Annotated in this window: 15 protein-coding genes; 5 read left to right on the forward strand and 10 right to left on the reverse strand. The window is 71.0% G+C overall.

What is annotated here, in order from left to right:
- Positions 1-23 precede the first annotated feature (23 nt).
- Positions 24-608 carry a hypothetical protein gene (locus tag Acor_RS06530; protein WP_155335636.1) on the forward strand — a complete coding sequence of 195 codons (585 nt, stop codon included), beginning with the start codon at positions 24-26 and terminating at the stop codon, positions 606-608.
- 8 nt (positions 609-616) lie between these two features.
- Positions 617-1,987, forward strand: a complete 1,371-nt coding sequence (locus tag Acor_RS06535; protein ID WP_155335637.1) for a condensation domain-containing protein — start codon at positions 617-619, stop codon at positions 1,985-1,987.
- Positions 1,988-2,022: 35 nt separating this feature from the next.
- On the opposite strand, the gene Acor_RS06540 is transcribed toward Acor_RS06535, so the two are convergent.
- From Acor_RS06540 to Acor_RS06550, 3 genes are read right to left on the reverse strand one after another with little or no spacing between them, the layout of a single operon-like run.
- Positions 2,023-3,225: a pyridoxal-dependent decarboxylase, exosortase A system-associated gene (locus Acor_RS06540; protein ID WP_155335638.1), complete on the reverse strand. Its 1,203-nt coding sequence runs from the start codon at positions 3,223-3,225 to the stop codon at positions 2,023-2,025.
- Entirely contained in the window at positions 3,222-4,685 is a 1,464-nt protein-coding gene (locus Acor_RS06545) for an AMP-binding protein (protein WP_155335639.1), read from the reverse strand. Before Acor_RS06545 ends, Acor_RS06540 begins: the two co-directional genes overlap by 4 nt.
- Positions 4,686-4,688: 3 nt before the next feature.
- Complete coding sequence (locus tag Acor_RS06550; RefSeq protein WP_155335640.1) at positions 4,689-4,946, reverse strand: phosphopantetheine-binding protein; 258 nt, start codon at positions 4,944-4,946, stop codon at positions 4,689-4,691.
- Positions 4,947-5,139: 193 nt separating this feature from the next.
- Here Acor_RS06550 and Acor_RS06555 point away from each other — a divergent pair, with 193 nt between their 5' ends.
- The 3 genes from Acor_RS06555 to Acor_RS06565 are packed head-to-tail and all read left to right on the forward strand — an operon-like array spanning position 5,140 to position 8,817.
- Positions 5,140-6,741, forward strand: a complete 1,602-nt coding sequence (locus Acor_RS06555) for a condensation domain-containing protein (protein WP_246238474.1) — start codon at positions 5,140-5,142, stop codon at positions 6,739-6,741.
- Positions 6,738-7,628 (forward strand): LPD16 domain-containing protein, encoded by an 891-nt coding sequence (locus Acor_RS06560; RefSeq protein WP_155335642.1) that lies wholly within the window; start codon positions 6,738-6,740, stop codon positions 7,626-7,628. Before Acor_RS06555 ends, Acor_RS06560 begins: the two co-directional genes overlap by 4 nt.
- 10 nt (positions 7,629-7,638) lie before the next feature.
- Positions 7,639-8,817, forward strand: coding sequence for a cysteine desulfurase family protein (locus Acor_RS06565; RefSeq protein ID WP_155335643.1), 1,179 nt, complete (start codon positions 7,639-7,641; stop codon positions 8,815-8,817).
- Between the two features lie 49 nt (positions 8,818-8,866).
- Here the strand turns inward: Acor_RS06565 and Acor_RS06570 are convergent, their stop codons facing one another.
- The 7 genes from Acor_RS06570 to Acor_RS06600 are packed head-to-tail and all read right to left on the reverse strand — an operon-like array spanning position 8,867 to position 15,372.
- Entirely contained in the window at positions 8,867-9,859 is a 993-nt protein-coding gene (locus Acor_RS06570; protein WP_155335644.1) for a hypothetical protein, read from the reverse strand.
- A gap of 11 nt (positions 9,860-9,870) precedes the next feature.
- The gene (locus Acor_RS06575; protein WP_155335645.1) at positions 9,871-11,013 is read right to left on the reverse strand and encodes an ABC transporter permease; all 1,143 of its coding nucleotides are present in this window, start codon (positions 11,011-11,013) and stop codon (positions 9,871-9,873) included.
- Positions 11,010-12,188 (reverse strand): ABC transporter permease, encoded by a 1,179-nt coding sequence (locus Acor_RS06580; protein WP_155335646.1) that lies wholly within the window; start codon positions 12,186-12,188, stop codon positions 11,010-11,012. Before Acor_RS06580 ends, Acor_RS06575 begins: the two co-directional genes overlap by 4 nt.
- Before the next feature lies 1 nt (position 12,189).
- On the reverse strand, positions 12,190-13,128 hold the full coding sequence (locus Acor_RS06585) for an ABC transporter ATP-binding protein (protein WP_155335647.1): 939 nt from the start codon (positions 13,126-13,128) through the stop codon (positions 12,190-12,192).
- Positions 13,125-14,138 carry a right-handed parallel beta-helix repeat-containing protein gene (locus tag Acor_RS06590; protein ID WP_155335648.1) on the reverse strand — a complete coding sequence of 338 codons (1,014 nt, stop codon included), beginning with the start codon at positions 14,136-14,138 and terminating at the stop codon, positions 13,125-13,127. Before Acor_RS06590 ends, Acor_RS06585 begins: the two co-directional genes overlap by 4 nt.
- The gene (locus Acor_RS06595) at positions 14,129-14,590 is read right to left on the reverse strand and encodes a 4'-phosphopantetheinyl transferase family protein (RefSeq protein ID WP_155335649.1); all 462 of its coding nucleotides are present in this window, start codon (positions 14,588-14,590) and stop codon (positions 14,129-14,131) included. The genes Acor_RS06590 and Acor_RS06595 overlap by 10 nt, the downstream gene beginning before the upstream one ends.
- Positions 14,587-15,372: an alpha/beta fold hydrolase gene (locus tag Acor_RS06600; protein WP_155335650.1), complete on the reverse strand. Its 786-nt coding sequence runs from the start codon at positions 15,370-15,372 to the stop codon at positions 14,587-14,589. Before Acor_RS06600 ends, Acor_RS06595 begins: the two co-directional genes overlap by 4 nt.
- Positions 15,373-15,381: the final 9 nt, after the last annotated feature.

Raw genomic sequence — 15,381 nt, forward strand, 5'->3', positions numbered from 1 at the left:
ATCTCTTTGGAGAAGAGGCGGGGATGAGTGACCACCAGAACGCGCCGAACTCCAGAATTGCCGGCCCCCCATTCGATCTGATCTGGGCCGGCCTGGCCGGGACCTGGCTGGTCGTCGAGAGTGTGCTGTTCGGGGTGCGCGGGATGGATCCGGTGGTGTCGGCCGTCTGGGCGGCCGGGCTGGTGGTCGCCGGGCTCCTGGTCGTGACGAGGCGGGGCGAGCCGGAACTGGTGTCGGCGCTGCGGTGGGGTTCCTCGGTCACCGTGGCCGGAGGTGCGGCCGCACTCGCTATCGGTGGAAATTTTACGTTGTTTCTGGCGATGCATGCGCTGCTGGTGGTCGTGCTGTGCGCCGCGGTGCTCCGGCCGGTGGCCCGCCGTACCGACTGGGTGGCGTCCGGCCGGGTCAGGGTGCGGCTCACCTGGACCGTCGCCGGGACCTGCGCCGGCCTGATCGCGTTCAGCCTGATGCAGGATCTGCGGGGGTTGCCGCTGATCCATCCCGACGTGGCGAGCCTGGTCACGCTCGGGACCATGTTCGAGACGGCGGTCACCGTCGCCATCGCCGTGCTGTGGCGGGGGCGGCGGGAAACCGTCACGACCCGCTAGGAGAATCGATGCCCGTCGACGCCCCCCTCAGCCACGGCCAGCTGTTCAGCTGGCGCGAGATCGAGCGGTATCCGGACGATTGGATGCAGGACGCGAACCTCCCCATCGTCTCCGACCTGCGCGGGCTCCCGCTGGCCCGGGTCGAGAACGCGCTGCGGGTGCTGATGGCGCGGCACGAGCCGCTGCGCACCACCTACCACCTCGTGGACGGGCAGCCGGTGCAGCGCGTGCACGAGACGGCGGAGCCGCCGATCGAGCGGGTGGACCGGGTGGTCCGCGACTGGGAGGACCCGGAGGACGTCAAGAACGAGCTCTGCGCGGTGCCGTTCGCGATGGAGGGCGGCCTGTGCTGGCGCGGGCAGCTGGTCACCACCAACGGGTCGCCGGTGTTCCTGGCGCTGTCCTTCTCGCACCTGATCCTGGACGTGTGGTCGATCAACCACCTGACCGACCAGTTCGGCGCCCTGGTGGCCGATCCGGAGGCCGTCGCCGAGCTCGGGCCCTCGCCCACCGAACTGGCCCACGAGCAGCGGACCGACCTGTGGCGGGACCGGAAGGAGGCGTCCGAGCGGTACTGGCGGCGCACCCTCGGCGACGTCCTGGCCGACCCGCTGCCAACGCTGCCGGCCAAGGTGAAGCGCGACCGCCTGGAGGCGACCCTGCACTCCCATCGCCTCGGCGGGCTGGCCGCGCTGGCCGCCAGGAAGCTCGGCGTCACCGCGCCCGCGCTGGTGATGGCGCTGGTCGCGGCCGGTCTGGCCCGGCACACCAACACCGGCAAGGTGGCGATGAGCCTGATGGCCTCCAACCGGTTCGCGCCGGAGCACCACCACGTGATCGGCACGATGAACCAGCTCATCCCGGTCGTCGCGACGGTCGATCCGGGGGCGCCGCTGAGCGAGCACGTCAAGCGCCTGCACTGGGCCGGGGCCAGGGCCTACCGGTACTCGTCCTACGATTTCGACCGCGTCGCCGTACTCGCCGCCGAGGCCGCCGCGGAACGCGGCGAGGAACCGGCGCACGACTGCTGGGTGAACCAGCTGTTCCGCTGCTGGTTCAACTACGTGCAGCTCGATCGCCAGCCCTCCGACCCCGTCGCCAAGACCCCGGCCGAGCTGCTGTGGACGCCGCTGGCCCAGCAGTACGGCCAGCCGTTCCGGGTCAGGGTGTCGGTGATCAACGGCCGGACCAGCATCCTGATGCTGGCCGACCCGACGATCATCCCGGCCGAGGGCATGGCGGACATGCTGCGCACGATCGCCCTCGGCGTCCAGGTCGCCGCGACCGACCCGGAGACCAGCCTCAAGGACCTGTGGAACGCCGGCCACGAAACCCTGGCGCCGTCCCTGTTCCCGGCGGTCATCCCCATGCCGGAGTGAGCACGTGCCGGGCGCGGCGCGCCCGGCACCCGGTTTCACACGAGCACTTCGACCGGCGCCGGATGGCTGAGGAACCCCGTCGGGCTCGCCGTGAGGCCGTACGCGCCGGCCTGGAACAGGGCGATCAGATCGCCGATCTCGACTCTCGGCAGTTCCACCCGGTCGCCGAGCAGGTCGAGCGGTGTGCACAGGCAGCCGACCACGTTGACCGGCTCGTCCGGCGCCTCGCCCAGCCGGTTGGCCACGGCCATCGGATAGTTGCGCCGGATCACCTGCCCGAAGTTCCCTGACGCCGCCAGCTGGTGATGCAGCCCGCCGTCCACGACCACGAAAGTCGTCCCCCGGGATTCCTTCCGGTCCACCACCCGGGTGATGTACACCCCCGCCTCGCCGACCAGATAACGCCCGAGCTCGATGACGACCCGGGCCCCCGGCAGCCGGGGAACGACGCGCTCGCGCATGAGCCGCGCCAGGTTGTCGCCGATCGGCTCCAGGTCGAGGGGACTGTCGCGGCGCGAGTAGGGAATGCCGAACCCGCCGCCCAGATTGACGTACCGCACGGGCGGCGACAGGTCGGCGAGTTCGAGTATCAGGTCCACCGTGCGCCGCTGCGCCTCGCAGATGTCGTCCGCGCGCAGGTTCTGCGAGCCCGCGAACACGTGGAACCCCTGGAAGTCGACGTCGTCCCCCAGCCCGGCGAGCACCTTGGGCACCCGTTCCGCGTCGATCCCGAACTGCCGCGGCCCGCCGCCCAGGCGCATCCCCGACCCGCGCACGGTGAAATCGGGATTCACCCGGAGCGCGATCCGGGCCGGAACCCCGGTGGCGGCGCTGATCGCGCGCGCCCTGGCCAGTTCGGTCTCCGATTCCAGCTCCACCGTCACGCCGGCCGCGATCGCCTGGGACAGCTCCTCGACGGTCTTGCCGGGCCCGGCGAAACTGATCCGGCCGGCGTGCGTCGGCGTGTCCAGCGCATGCCGCATCTCCTGCGCCGAGGCCACGTCGAAGCCGTCGACGAGCCCGCTCAGATGCTGGAGCAGCGCGGGCATCGGGTTCGCCTTGACGGCGTAGCTCAGCTGGATTCCGGCCGGCAGGGCGGCCCGGAGGGCGGCGACCCTGCGGGTGACGAGGTCGCGGTCGTAGGCGAAGAACGGCGTGCTCCCGATCCGGGCGGCGAGCCGCTCGACCGGGATTCCGCCGACGGTCAGCTGCCCGTCGCGGCGGCCCTGCCAGGTCATCGGGCCGCGCTCCGGCGGATCTCGGCGCGGTCGAACTTGCCGTTTCCCGACCGGGGCAGCGCGGTGGCGGTCACGATCCGGCGCGGCACCATGTACCGGGGCAGGTCGCGTTCCAGCGCCAGGCGCAGCCCGTCCGGAGCCGCGGCTTCGGTGAGCACCACGTGGAGCACGACGTGCTCCCCCAGGTCCTCGTCCGGTACGCCGACGGCGACGGCCTCGGCGACCAGGCCGGTCGCGTACGCCGCCTCCTCCACCTCGGTCGGGCTCAGCCGGTAGCCGGACGTCTTGATCATGTCGTCGGTACGGCCGACGAAGAAGATGAACCCCTCCTCGTCCCGGTAGGCCACATCGCCCGACCACACGGCGATCTCGTCGCCGCCGGGAGGAAACGGCCGGAACCGCTCCGCGGTACGGGCCGGGTCGTTCCAGTAGCCGAGCGACACCAGCGCCCCCCGATGCACGATCTCGCCTTCCTCGCCCGGGTCGCACTCCGAACCGTCCGCCCGCACGACCAGGACCTCGGCGTTCGGCACGGCCTTGCCGATCGAGCCGGGCCTGCGGTCGATCTCGGCGGGATCCAGGTAGGTGGACCGGAACGCCTCGGTCAGGCCGTACATCAGGAAGGGGGTGGCCTGCGGGAACGTCTCGCGCAGCCAGGCCAGTGTGGTCTTGGGCAGGCGTCCGCCGGTGTTCGCGAAATAGCGCAGGCCGCGCGTCGCCTCGGCGGGCCACCGCTGCGTCGCGAGCTGCGCCCACAGCGGCGGCACGCAGGTCAGCGCCGTCACCCCGTGGGTGGCGCAGAGCCGGACGACCTCGCGGGGCAGCAGGTAGTTGACCAGCACCACGTGTGCTCCGGCCAGGAACGACGTGGTCAGCTGGCTCAGCCCGGCGTCGAAACTCAACGGCAGCGCCGCGAGGACCACGTCGTCGTGGGCGTGACCGAGGTAGCCGGCGACGCTCGCCGCGCCCGCGAGCAGGTTGCCGTGACTCAGCACGACCCCCTTCGGCGAGCCGGTGCTCCCGGACGTGTAGAGAATGCCCGCGATATCCGAAATATCGTGATCGACGGAGGAGGGCGGATCCGTCGTGACGACGTCCAGGTCTCCGATCAGCACCGTGCGCACAGAACCGCTCAGCGTGCGCGCCCGCTCCGGAGTGGTGATCAGCAGCGCGGCCGCACAATCCTCGATCACATACTCAACCTGCCGAGCCTTAAAGAGCGGATTTATCGGGACAAAGACGCCGCCGGCCGCTGCCACCGCGAACATCGCGACGACCGTTTCGAGCTGCTTCTCCGCATAGATCGCGACCCGGGCGCCAGGCTCCAGCCAGCGCAACCCCTCCGCCGCCCGCGCGACCCGCTCACGCAGCTCGCCATAGGTGAGCGTCACATTCTTGTAGGTGACCGCGGCGTGCTCGGCGGCCCCGAACCCCAGCAGCTCCTCGAAGCGCGTCAGCATGGCTCAGAATCCGATCCGCGCCGCGTCCAGCAGGAACGACAAGGTCAGCCACAACGATCCCACCGTCGCGAACGTCTCCTCGCTGAGGATGTCGTCGGGCAGTTCGAGGTCGTACCCGTCCTCCAGGTCCACCATCAGCTGCACGACCCCCATCGAATCCAGCCCGAGCGAGGTGAGGTCGTCACCGGGGGTCAGGTCACCCGGCCCCGCGTACGGCAGATACCGGCGGAGAACGGCCTGGAACTCGTGAGGTATTTCCATCGGAGGTCTCCTCACAATGCCTGAGCTGAATTACCCGTTCAGGGTCGTTTAATTCCGCGACAGGTGTCAAGCGGGAGCCCTGGCAGCTTTTGGCCGCTGACAATATGCCAGCGGCCGGCCGGCGCGGCGAGCCTATTCTCATTTAGCCTGAGTGGGCTGGACCGTTCAACCGTGGGAGGCCGGGTTGTCCGTTGTGAAGAACGCGAATCTCGGCTGGGGCCAGCGTTATATGTGGCTCCGCTATCACGACCTGCCGCCACACGCTCGCCACAATACACATATTATTCTGAAACTACAGATTCCGGTCGGCCTGACGATCCAGAACTGCCGGGCGATACTCAATCAGACGGCCCGCCGGCACGAGACGCTGCGCACCACCTACCACTTCGATCTCGACGGCGATCCGTACCGGGTGGTGCGCCCGCCTGGCCCGTGTCCCCTCGTCGTGGTGTCCACCGAGGAGGACGGCACGCCGATGCCGGCCGAGGTGATGGAACGACTGGGCGGGGCCGAGTTCGACATCGCCGTGGACTGGCCGATCCGGACCTCCGTCATCACCACCGAGGGAGTGCCCCAGCAGCTCGTGCTGGTGCTGAACCACCTCGCGGTGGACATGTGGACGGTCACGGAGCTCCAGCGCGAACTACAGCTGAACTGCACGGCGGTGCTGGCCCGGCGGCTCGCCGCGATCGAACCTGTCCGGCATCGCCCGTCCGATCTGATCCGGTACGAGACGACCCTGGACCCGGGGCCGGCCTTGGCGTACTGGGAGAAGGAGATCGAGTCCATCCCACCGGACGCGTTCGGCGACCGCCGCAGGCACGGCGTGCCGCCGGAGACCCGGCGGGCGACGCTGGTGTCCCCGGCCCTGCTGGCCGCCTCGCGGCGGATCGCGGCCCGCCAGAAGGTGTGGCCGTCGCAGGTGCACCTGGCGGCCTACACGGCGCTGATGGCCGCCTATACCGGCGGCCCGTCCTTCGACCACCTGACGTTCACCGGAAACCGCGAGAACGGCCCGTACGCTACGGTCCTGACCTGCATGTTCTCCCCGCTGCTCCTGCGCGTGGACGTATCGGACGACCCGACCTTCACCGAGCTGCTCGCCCGGGTCGGCGACCGGTTCGAGCAGGCGCGCGAGCACGCCTACGTCCCGTACGACGAGGTAGCCGAACTGCTGGCCAGAAAGGGCGCGCGACTGGCGTCGGAGTTCAACTTCATCAAGCAGGTCACCCTCGAGTCCCGCGCGCGGCGCAGCCGGATCACCTGGCAGACGCCGCCCGAGGATCACGGCGCCGACACCTACGTCCGGGTCGACGAATGGAAGGACGCCGTGGTGATCGCGCTGAGCGCCGCGTCGTCGGTCATGGACGCGGACTCCATCGAACGTTTTCTGCGCGCCTGGGAGACCACGATCCTCAGCTACGACGCGACGCCGGACGCCCTGCGCACCAGCGACATCGCCGCGCTGGCCGGCTTCGCCCCCGCGCCGCCGCCCAGCCGGCGCACCGAATCACGAAATATCCCGGACAAGGCGGCGGAGGAGGTCCTCGCGGCCGTCGTCGGGCAGGCGAACGGGCTCGCCGAGGTCGATCCGGCCCAGAGCTACACCGGCACAGGGGGCAGGGTCCTGCGGATTCCGCGGGTGCTGGCTCTGCTCCGGAGCCACGGGTGGGAGGGAGTCACCGTCCACCAGCTCACTGGTGCCGCGCCATTGAGCGCACTGGCCTGCCTGCTCGCCCCAGCGGCCAGCGTCACGCCATCTCCAGAACCGCTACAACCCGGAGTCCGACCATGAGTGAAGTGTTCGCAGAGACCATAGCCAAGTCCCACCAGCTCGTCGGCTCTGAGCAGGAGCTCCGCGCCGCCATCGACCGCGAACTCGCATCGGCCCCCCTGACCGAACTCGTCGTCATGGGCGGCCATTTCATGCTGTTCGAGGACGAGGACAGCGGCGCACTCGTCCCCGGCGTCATGGAGGCACAGTCCTCCACCCTCATGCGCGACCGGATCGCTGGCCGGGTGGGCATCTTCCCGGCCTACTCCTGGCAGCTCTCAGTCGACCTGATCACGGCATACGCGAAGCTCGTCAAGGACGCCAAGCTGCTGCTCCTCATCAACGACTGGCAGTACGTCCCCACCGGCGGCCGGCCCGCCAGCACGCTCCGAGCCGAGTTCTTCGAGAGCTTCACCGGCCTGCCGGACGGCTACCAGCAGATCCTGCGCGCGGCCGGGCTGGACGCGCGGAGTCTGCTGCCCAGCCGCAAACACCCGCTGGCGTTCCCGGAGACGTGGCTCAAGTACCGCTTCCAGAAGGCCGCCGACAAGTTCGTCAAGCAGGGCAGGCTCGAAAAGCGGGTGCTGGAGTCCGGCGCGAAGGACACCGAGGTCGCGTTCCTGGACGAGGCGGGCAACTACCGCACGCTGATCAGTTGCGGCATCACCGGCTGCGCCGGCGAGATCACCGAGATGATCTCCGAGGTGTACCAGGCCGGCTACCGGGCCATCGTGATCTTCGCGCCGGGCGAGTGCCTGGCTCCCGTACAGACCGGGGTCGAGATCGCGCTCAGTCTCTACCGGCTCACCGGCATGGTCGTCGTGATCGCCGACCCGGGCGGCAGCGGCGAGATGTCCACCGACGAGATCTACTCAAAACTGGTGACGGTCAGCACCTTCCGGAGCTGAGGGCGGGACGATGGACGTCATTTACCTGGACAACTGCGCCACCACCCGGGTGGACGAAGAAGTGCTCGACGCGATGCTCCCGTACCTGCGGGAGGAGTTCGGCAACCCGTCCTCCCCGCACCTGCTGGGCAAGCGGGCCCGCCGGGCGGTGGACGCGGCCACCGAGTCGGTCGCCGGACTGCTCGGCGCCGATCCGGCCGGCATCGTGTTCACCTCGGGCGCGACCGAGAGCAACAACATCGCGCTGCTCGGCGTGTTCGGTCACGGCGACCGCGCCCCGGTCAACGCGGTGTTCTGCCCCACCGACCACAAGTCGTCGCTGTCGATCGCCCGCGCGCTGCGCGAACGCGGCGTCGGCATCAGGACCACGGCGGTCCGGGCCGACGGCGTGGTCGACCTCGCCAGGTTCGCCAACCTGCTCGACTTCGACACCCGGGTGGCCACGGTGGCCTGGGTGAACAGCGAGATCGGCACGATCCAGCCGGTCCGCGAGATGGCCGCGCTCTGCCACGAGAGCGGCGCGCTGCTGCACGTCGACGCCGCTCCGGCGGCGGGCCGGATCCCGATCGACGTGGTCGGCACGGCCGTCGACACGCTGGCCATGTCCGCCCACAAGATCGGCGGCCCGAAGGGGATCGGCGTCCTGTGCATCCGGCCGGAGATCCGCCGCAGGATCCGCCCCATCACCCACGGCGGCGGCCAGTACGACCTGCGCAGCGGCACCATCCCCACCCACCTGGTGGTCGGCCTCGGCAAGGCCTGCCAGCTGGCCGCGGCCCGGATGGCGGAGGACGGCGAGAAGGTCGCGGTGCTGCGCTCGATCGCGATGGAGCTGCTCACCCGCCGGATTCCCGGCCTGCGGATCAACGGCCACCCGCGGGCCGGCGTCCCGCACGTGCTGAACCTGGTGCTGCCGGGGGTGCGCGGCGAGAGCCTGGTGGCGAGCCTGCCGTCGGTGGCGCTGTCCACCGGATCGGCGTGCAACTCCGACTCCCAGGAGCCCTCACCGGTGCTCACCGCGATCGGGGTGAGCGCCGAGGATGCCAACAGCTCCATCCGGATGTGCCTGAGCCCACGCATGACGGCCGAGGAGCTGGTCAGGGGGCTGAACCTGGTCTGCGACCGGGCTCGCGGCCTGGCCGGCGTGGTGGTGGCGAGGCGTGCGGCCGACGGCGTCGCCGTACTCTGAGGACGCCCCTGAGGACGCGGGGCCCGCCGTGACACACGGCGGGCCCCTCTCACGCGCCGCTGGCCAGGAATTTGCGGGCCGCCTGCACCCCGGCCTGGAACCTGCTGGTGGCGTCCAGGTCGCGCATCAGGGTGGCGATGTGCCGGCGGCAGCTCCGTACCGACATGCCGAGTTTGCGGGCCACCACCTCGTCGGTGTAGCCCTTCGCCATCAGCCCGGCGATGGCGTGCCGCAGGTCGTCGGCCACGTTCGCGTAGCCGGAGTCGGCGCTCTCCAGCGGCATCGCGGTGTCCCACAGATGGTCGAACAGGTCGAGCAGGAACCTGACGATGCCGTCGTTGTGCACCCGCGCCACGTTGGTCTCGCCGTCGGCCAGGCCGAACAGCACGACCAGCGACCGGTCGAAGACGACCGCGGAGCGGGGGATGTGACTGACCGTGCCGATCGCGGCGCCCGCGTCGGTGAGCTGCTTCAGCTTCATCCGGGTGGACAGGTCGGCCCGGTTCCGGTGCCGGCAGATGATCCGCACGGTGACGCCGCGCGCGAGCAGCGGCAGGTACGCCTGCGCCAGCTCCTCGGCGTCCTCCTCACTGGACTGCAGAACCAGCACCTCGGTACGGCAGGCGTCGCCGGCCATCTTCAGAAAGCCGCGCACCTCCAGCGACCCGACCAGATACTCGATCGGCGACGGCGCCGAGGTGGGGCCGCGGTAGTCCTCCCGGAACACGTCCTTGATCTGGTCGATCAGCTCGCGCCGCTGGTAGATCTCCCGCTCCACCGAGGAGACCAGCGCGTTGGCCGCGACCTGCGGGTCCACCGGGATGAACCGGCGGGCCGCCCCGTCCACGGCGCGTAACAGGCGGTTCTCGACGAGCTGGTCCACCGCCTCGTTCAGCTCGTGCATGCCGATGCCGAGCTCGACGGCGGCCACATCCAGGACGTCGATGGCCCCGTTCCTGGTCGCGTAGCGGTAGACGCCGGCGACGTTGGCGCCACCGGCGCGGACGGAATCGGAAAGCCACCTGGTGGTCGAATTCATCATGTGCTGTCTCCTCAGAGGATTCTCGTGCGTCGGCTGAACAGGACCAGGGACAGGCTCAGCAGGACGGCGGCCATGACGGCCAGTACGGCGACGTCGAGCAGCACGTCGCCGAGCCCGGTGCCGGGCCGGGACAGAGTCAGGAGCGCGTCCATTCCCCACAAGTGCGGGAACAGCCGCCCGATGGCGTTGAGCGTGTCGCCGGCGGCCTCGCTGGGCCACAGGCAGCCGCCGAGCATGCCGAGCACGATGCCGAGCGGCGGCCCGATCGCGGACGGCTGCGCGGAGGAGCGGACCAGGCTGCCCATCAGAATCGCGGCGCCGGTGGAGACCAGCGCGAACACGCCGACGACGGTGGCGACGCCGAGCGGCTGGCCCCAGGAGACGCCGAACAGCAGGGAGCTCACCACCATGATCAGCACGGCTTGGGCGGCGGCCACGATGAACCGGCTGAGCGCCTCGCCGAACAGGACGGCGCCGCGCCGCACCGGGGCGGCGAAGGCCCGCTGCAGCATGCCGATGCGGCGGCTCTCGGCGAGCGCGGCGGCGACGGCCATGGAGTTGATGAAGGTGAACAGCAGCAGGTTGGCCGGGGCGGTGTAGGCGAACCCGCGCGGCGTGCCGGACGCGGTCGAGGAGTTGACCACGTCGACATCGGCCGAGGCGGCCTCCGCCTTCCGTACCAGCGCGGCGGCCTCGGCCGGGGTGGCGCCGGCCGAGGTGGCGGCGCGGGTGGCTTCGATGACGGCCGCGACCTTGCCGACCGCGACGTCGACGGCGCTGCGCGCGGCCATGCCGCTGCCGTTGGACTGCGTCATGACCAGCTCGAATTTGGTCGAGCCCGGCGGGATGACGACCCCGGCGGCCAGCGCGCCCGCCCGCACTCCGGCCCGCAGTTCCGCTTTGCCGGCGACTGCGGTGATCTCCAGGTCGGGGTGCGCGCGCAGTTCCCGCAGGACGGCGGCGGCCACCGGGTCGAAGTCCTGGGCGACCACGCCGACCGGCAGCCGGGACGCGGCGGTGCCGCCGCCCAGCGCCATGCCGACGAAGATGATGCTGACGAACGGCATCACCACGATGAAGAACAGGCCGACCCGGTCGCGGGAGTGGCGGCGCAGGTTGGCGGCGACGAGCGCCCAGACAGGGTGCGGTCTCATCCGAGCAGTCCTTTCCTGAAACCCATCGCGGACAGCCCGAAGGCGACCACGGCGATCGCGCACAGCACGCCGATCGGCGCGGCCACCGAGGCCAGCCCCGCGCCGGAGCCGGCCAGCCCGGTCAGCCCGGTGGTGGTCCAGGCGTTCGGGGTGAACAGGGCGAGCTTCTGGAGCACGTCGGGCAGGCTGTAGAGCGGGACCAGGCTGCCGCCGAAGAACGCGGCCACGAACGAGATCACCATGATCACTCCGTCCGCCTGGGCGTCGGTCCTGGCCCGGCTGGCGACCAGCATGGTGATCGCGGTGGCGGCCAGCACGTGCGCCAGCAGGAGGGTGAACACGGCCACCGGGTCCCCCCAGCTGGAGCCGAAGATCAGCACCGAGGACGCCCAGGTGACGCAGACGCTGACCATGGCCAGGCCGAACCCGACGACGGCCTTGCCGGCGATCGGCACCCAGGCGTGGATCGGTCCGGCCCGCATCCGGTCCAGGGTGCCCTGCTTGCGTTCGATCAGCAGGCTGCGGAAGGACGCGCCGACCACGAAGAAGGCGAACAGCGCCGCCATCCCCGCGCCGTAGTAGACCGACAGGTCGACCTTGCCGCCGGCCATCGGGTCGTTCGCCAAGGTCAGGGCGGGCCCGCCGGCGCCGTTGCGCTCCACGAACTCCTTGACCTCAGAAGCGGGCACGCCCGCGTCCAGGGAGGCGCGGACCGCGAGCGTGCGGGCCCGCACCAGGGCGGAGATCCGGTCCACGACCGCGTTCGCGACCACTCCGGCCAGCGGCGTGTCCGCCGAGGTCAGCACGCCGACCTGGCCGCCTTCGCCGGCGCCGACGCTGGTGCTGAAGCCCGCGGGGAACACGATCGCGGCCCCGATGTCGCCGGCGTCCAGGGCGGTCTGGGCCTGCTCGCGGCCGGGCAGGTCGCGCAGCGTCAGCACGCCTTCGAGCTCGGTGGAGGCGGTGAGCTCCCGCCGGACGCCGGCCGGGAACTCGCCGCCGTCCAGGTCGACGAAGCCCACGGTGGCCCGCAGCGGCGGGTCGTCGCCGCCGAGCGCCACGCCGAACAGGGTGGCCATGGCCACCGGCACGACGATCGCGATGACCAGGGCGGTCCGATCCCGGATCCGGGTGCGGAGCTCCAGGGCGCTCACGGTGAGAAGCGGTCGCAACATGTCAGTCCCTGAGCGTGCTGCCGGTGAGGTGCAGGAAGGTGGCCTCTAGGTCGGGTTCGACGACCTCCACGGCGGTGACGGTGGCGATGCCGTCGACCGTGGAGATGATCGCGGGCAGCAGGTACCGGCCGCCTTCGGCGATCAGCCGGACCGACCCGGCCGAGGTGCGGACCGCCTCGGTGACGCCGCCCACGCCGTGCAGCTTGGCGAGCGCGGTCTCGACGTCGCCGTCCAGGGTCAGCTCGATCCGGTCGACGCCGCCGACCAGCTCGATCAGCTCGTGCCGGGTGCCCTCGGCGACGATGGCGCCGTGGTCGATGATGGCGACCCGGTGGCAGAGCCGCTCGACCTCCTCCATGTAGTGCGAGGTGTAGAGCAGGGCCATGCCGTCGGCCACCAGGCGTTCGACGCCGTCCAGGATGGACTTGCGGCTCTGCGGGTCGACGCCGACCGTGGGCTCGTCCAGGATGAGCAGCTCGGGGCGGTGCAGCAGGGCGGCGCCGATGTTGATGCGCCGCTTCATGCCGCCGGAGTAGGTGTCGAGTTTGGCGTCGGCACGGTCGGCGAGCCCGACCAGGTCGAGCACCTCCTCGACGCGCCCGCGCAGCGCCTTGCGCGGGAGGCCGAACAGGCGGCCGAAGAAGCGCAGGTTCTCCCGGCCGGTCAGGTCCGGGTAGAGGGCGATCTCCTGCGGAACGTAGCCGATCTTCGCCTTGGCCGCCATGGGCTCGGCCGCCAGGTCGGTGCCGCCGACCACGACCGTGCCGGTGTCGGGCTTGAGCAGGCCGACCAGCATGGAGATCGTGGTGGTCTTGCCGGCGCCGTTGGGGCCCAGCAGCCCGTACGCCTCACCCGGGGCGATGGTGAATCCGACGTCCCGGACCGCGATCGCGCCGCCGTAACGCTTGCTGAGGTTCGCGCAGGTCAGCGTGTTGGTCATGACCGCCACCCGGCCAGTTCCACGGGGTCGCCGTTGGCGGCGAGGTTGCCGGCGAAGGTCTGGAGTCCCGTTTCGACGCCGAGCTGGTAGTCCAGCGGGGTGTTGCCGGTGACCCGGTTCCAGAGGATGTGGTTGGCCACCGCGTCGTCGCCGCCCCAGCCCTTGGACGAGCCCATCACGAACCCGGCGCCCATCACGGACGGGCCGCTGGGGTGGTTGTCGTGTATGTGGTTGTCGACCACGCTGACCCGCTCGGTGCCGATCAGCGCGATCCCCACCCCCGAGATGGGCGGGCCGGCCGCGCCCAGCGAACCGGGGTCGTCGCCGCCGGCGGCCAGGTCGTTGCCGTGCACGTCGTTGCCGGCGACCAGGCAGTCCCTGACCCCGCCGTCCGGCTCCCCGTCGTAGGTCTGGTTGAGCAGCATCAGCCCGATCGCGTTGCCGTGGCTGGTGTTGCGCAGCACCCGTACGCCGCTGGAGTTGTCGACGAACACGCCGAACGCGTTGGCGAAGGTCTCGTTGCCCTCAATGAGGGCCGCACCGGCGCAGAAGCTGACCGCGACACCCGCGTACTGGCTGCCGGAGGCCCGGCAGCTCACCACTTCGCAGCCGGTGCTCTCCCGCACGTAGACTCCCCAGACCGCGTTGTCCACGACCGTCACATCCCGTACGGCGAGGCCGGTGACGGAGTGGGCGTAGACGCCGGCGCCGGAGAAGCCGCGCACCGAGAGCCCGGTGACGGTGAGGTCGCGGACGCCGTGCGCGACGACGCCGGAGACCACGTCCTCACTCGCGTCGTGCAGTTTGGGCATGTCGGCGCGCACCCCCGGCCCGGGGACCAGCACCGCCCCCTCACCGTGCAGGGTCACCCCGTCATGCCTGATCCAGACGCTTCCCGGGTACGTCCCCGGGGCGAGCAGGATCGTCGCGCCGGGGCCCGCCTCGTCCAGTGCGTCCTGGATCGACTCACCGGGCCGGACTGTTCGGTTTCCGGACATCGTTATGGACATCGGGCGTCCTTCCTGTGGACGTAGACGACCGCCAGCGAGACGAGCAGCCCGTCGCCGCTCCCCCAGCGGGCCGCGCCCGCCACCGGGCCGGCCAGGCGGAGGCGGGCGGCGTCCCGGCAGGCGCCGCTCAGGGTGTAGGCCGCGCCGCCGGTCAGGGTCAGGCCGGTGGCGGCGGTGAGTTCGGCCGCCGCCTCATCGAGCAGCTCGCCGGTCCAGCCCGGCGGCGGCTCCCGCACGGCCTCGAAGTCGTGCCAGGTGAAGCCGGGCGGGCGGCCGCCGACCGCCTTGATGAAGCTCTCCTTGACCGAGAACGTCGCCGTGCCCGGACTGAGGTCGCGTTCCGCGACGGTGGTGAGGTGGCGGGTGAAGGTCGCGCCGCCGCGCGCGGCGGCCCTGGCCAGCCGGTCTGCCGCGACGATGTCCACTCCGATCAGGACGGCGGGAACGGTCATGCCGGCACCCGGCCGCAGCGGTCCAGGAAGGATTCCAGGAACGCGGTGTAGTCGGCGGCCTTTTCGATCATCGGGATGTGGCCGCTGTCGGCCACCACGACGACCTCGGTCTCCGGGTATTCGGCGAGCAGCTCCAGCCAGGGGTCGACGGGGGTCATCCGGTCGTGCCGGCCCCACACGTACGCGGACGGGCAGCGCACCTGGTCCAGCGCGGGCCGTACCCGGTAGCGGCGGGTGGCCTTGATGCTGCGGGCCATGCTGACCATCGCCTCGGGCCGCAGCAGCATGGTGCCGACGCCGTCCATCTGCTCCTGGGTGAAGAACCGCTCCTCGCCGTGGAACAGCGCGGCCATCATCCGGTCGCCGAACTCCGCGCCGACCGGTCGCACGCTGGCGCGCCGGTCGAAGCTGAGGCCGACGTCGGGGTCGGGGGTGAGGCCGGGGGCGCCGCTGACCACGATGCCGCGGACCCGGTCGGGGCACCGCCCGGCGAGGTCGATGGCGACCAGCCCGCCGAGCGAGTTGGCGCACACGATCACCTCGCCCACGCCGGCCTCGTCGCAGGCCGCCAGCAGCGCGTCGCCGAGCCGTTCGATCGACCCGGCCACCTGCCGGTCCAGGGCGCAGATGGCTTCGTGGGTGCGGAGCACCGGCCACCCGGCCGCCGCCAGGCGCCGGTAGGGGTGCTCCCAGATCCAGCCGCCGGCGAACAGCGCGGACATGAACACCACGGTCGGCTGGTCGCCGTCCCCCGGCGCGTGCTCGTAGGTGAAATCGGTCATCGGTGCTCC

Origin of the sequence: Acrocarpospora corrugata (assembly GCF_009687845.1) — a bacterium.
In the GTDB taxonomy this organism is placed as follows: domain Bacteria; phylum Actinomycetota; class Actinomycetes; order Streptosporangiales; family Streptosporangiaceae; genus Acrocarpospora; species Acrocarpospora corrugata.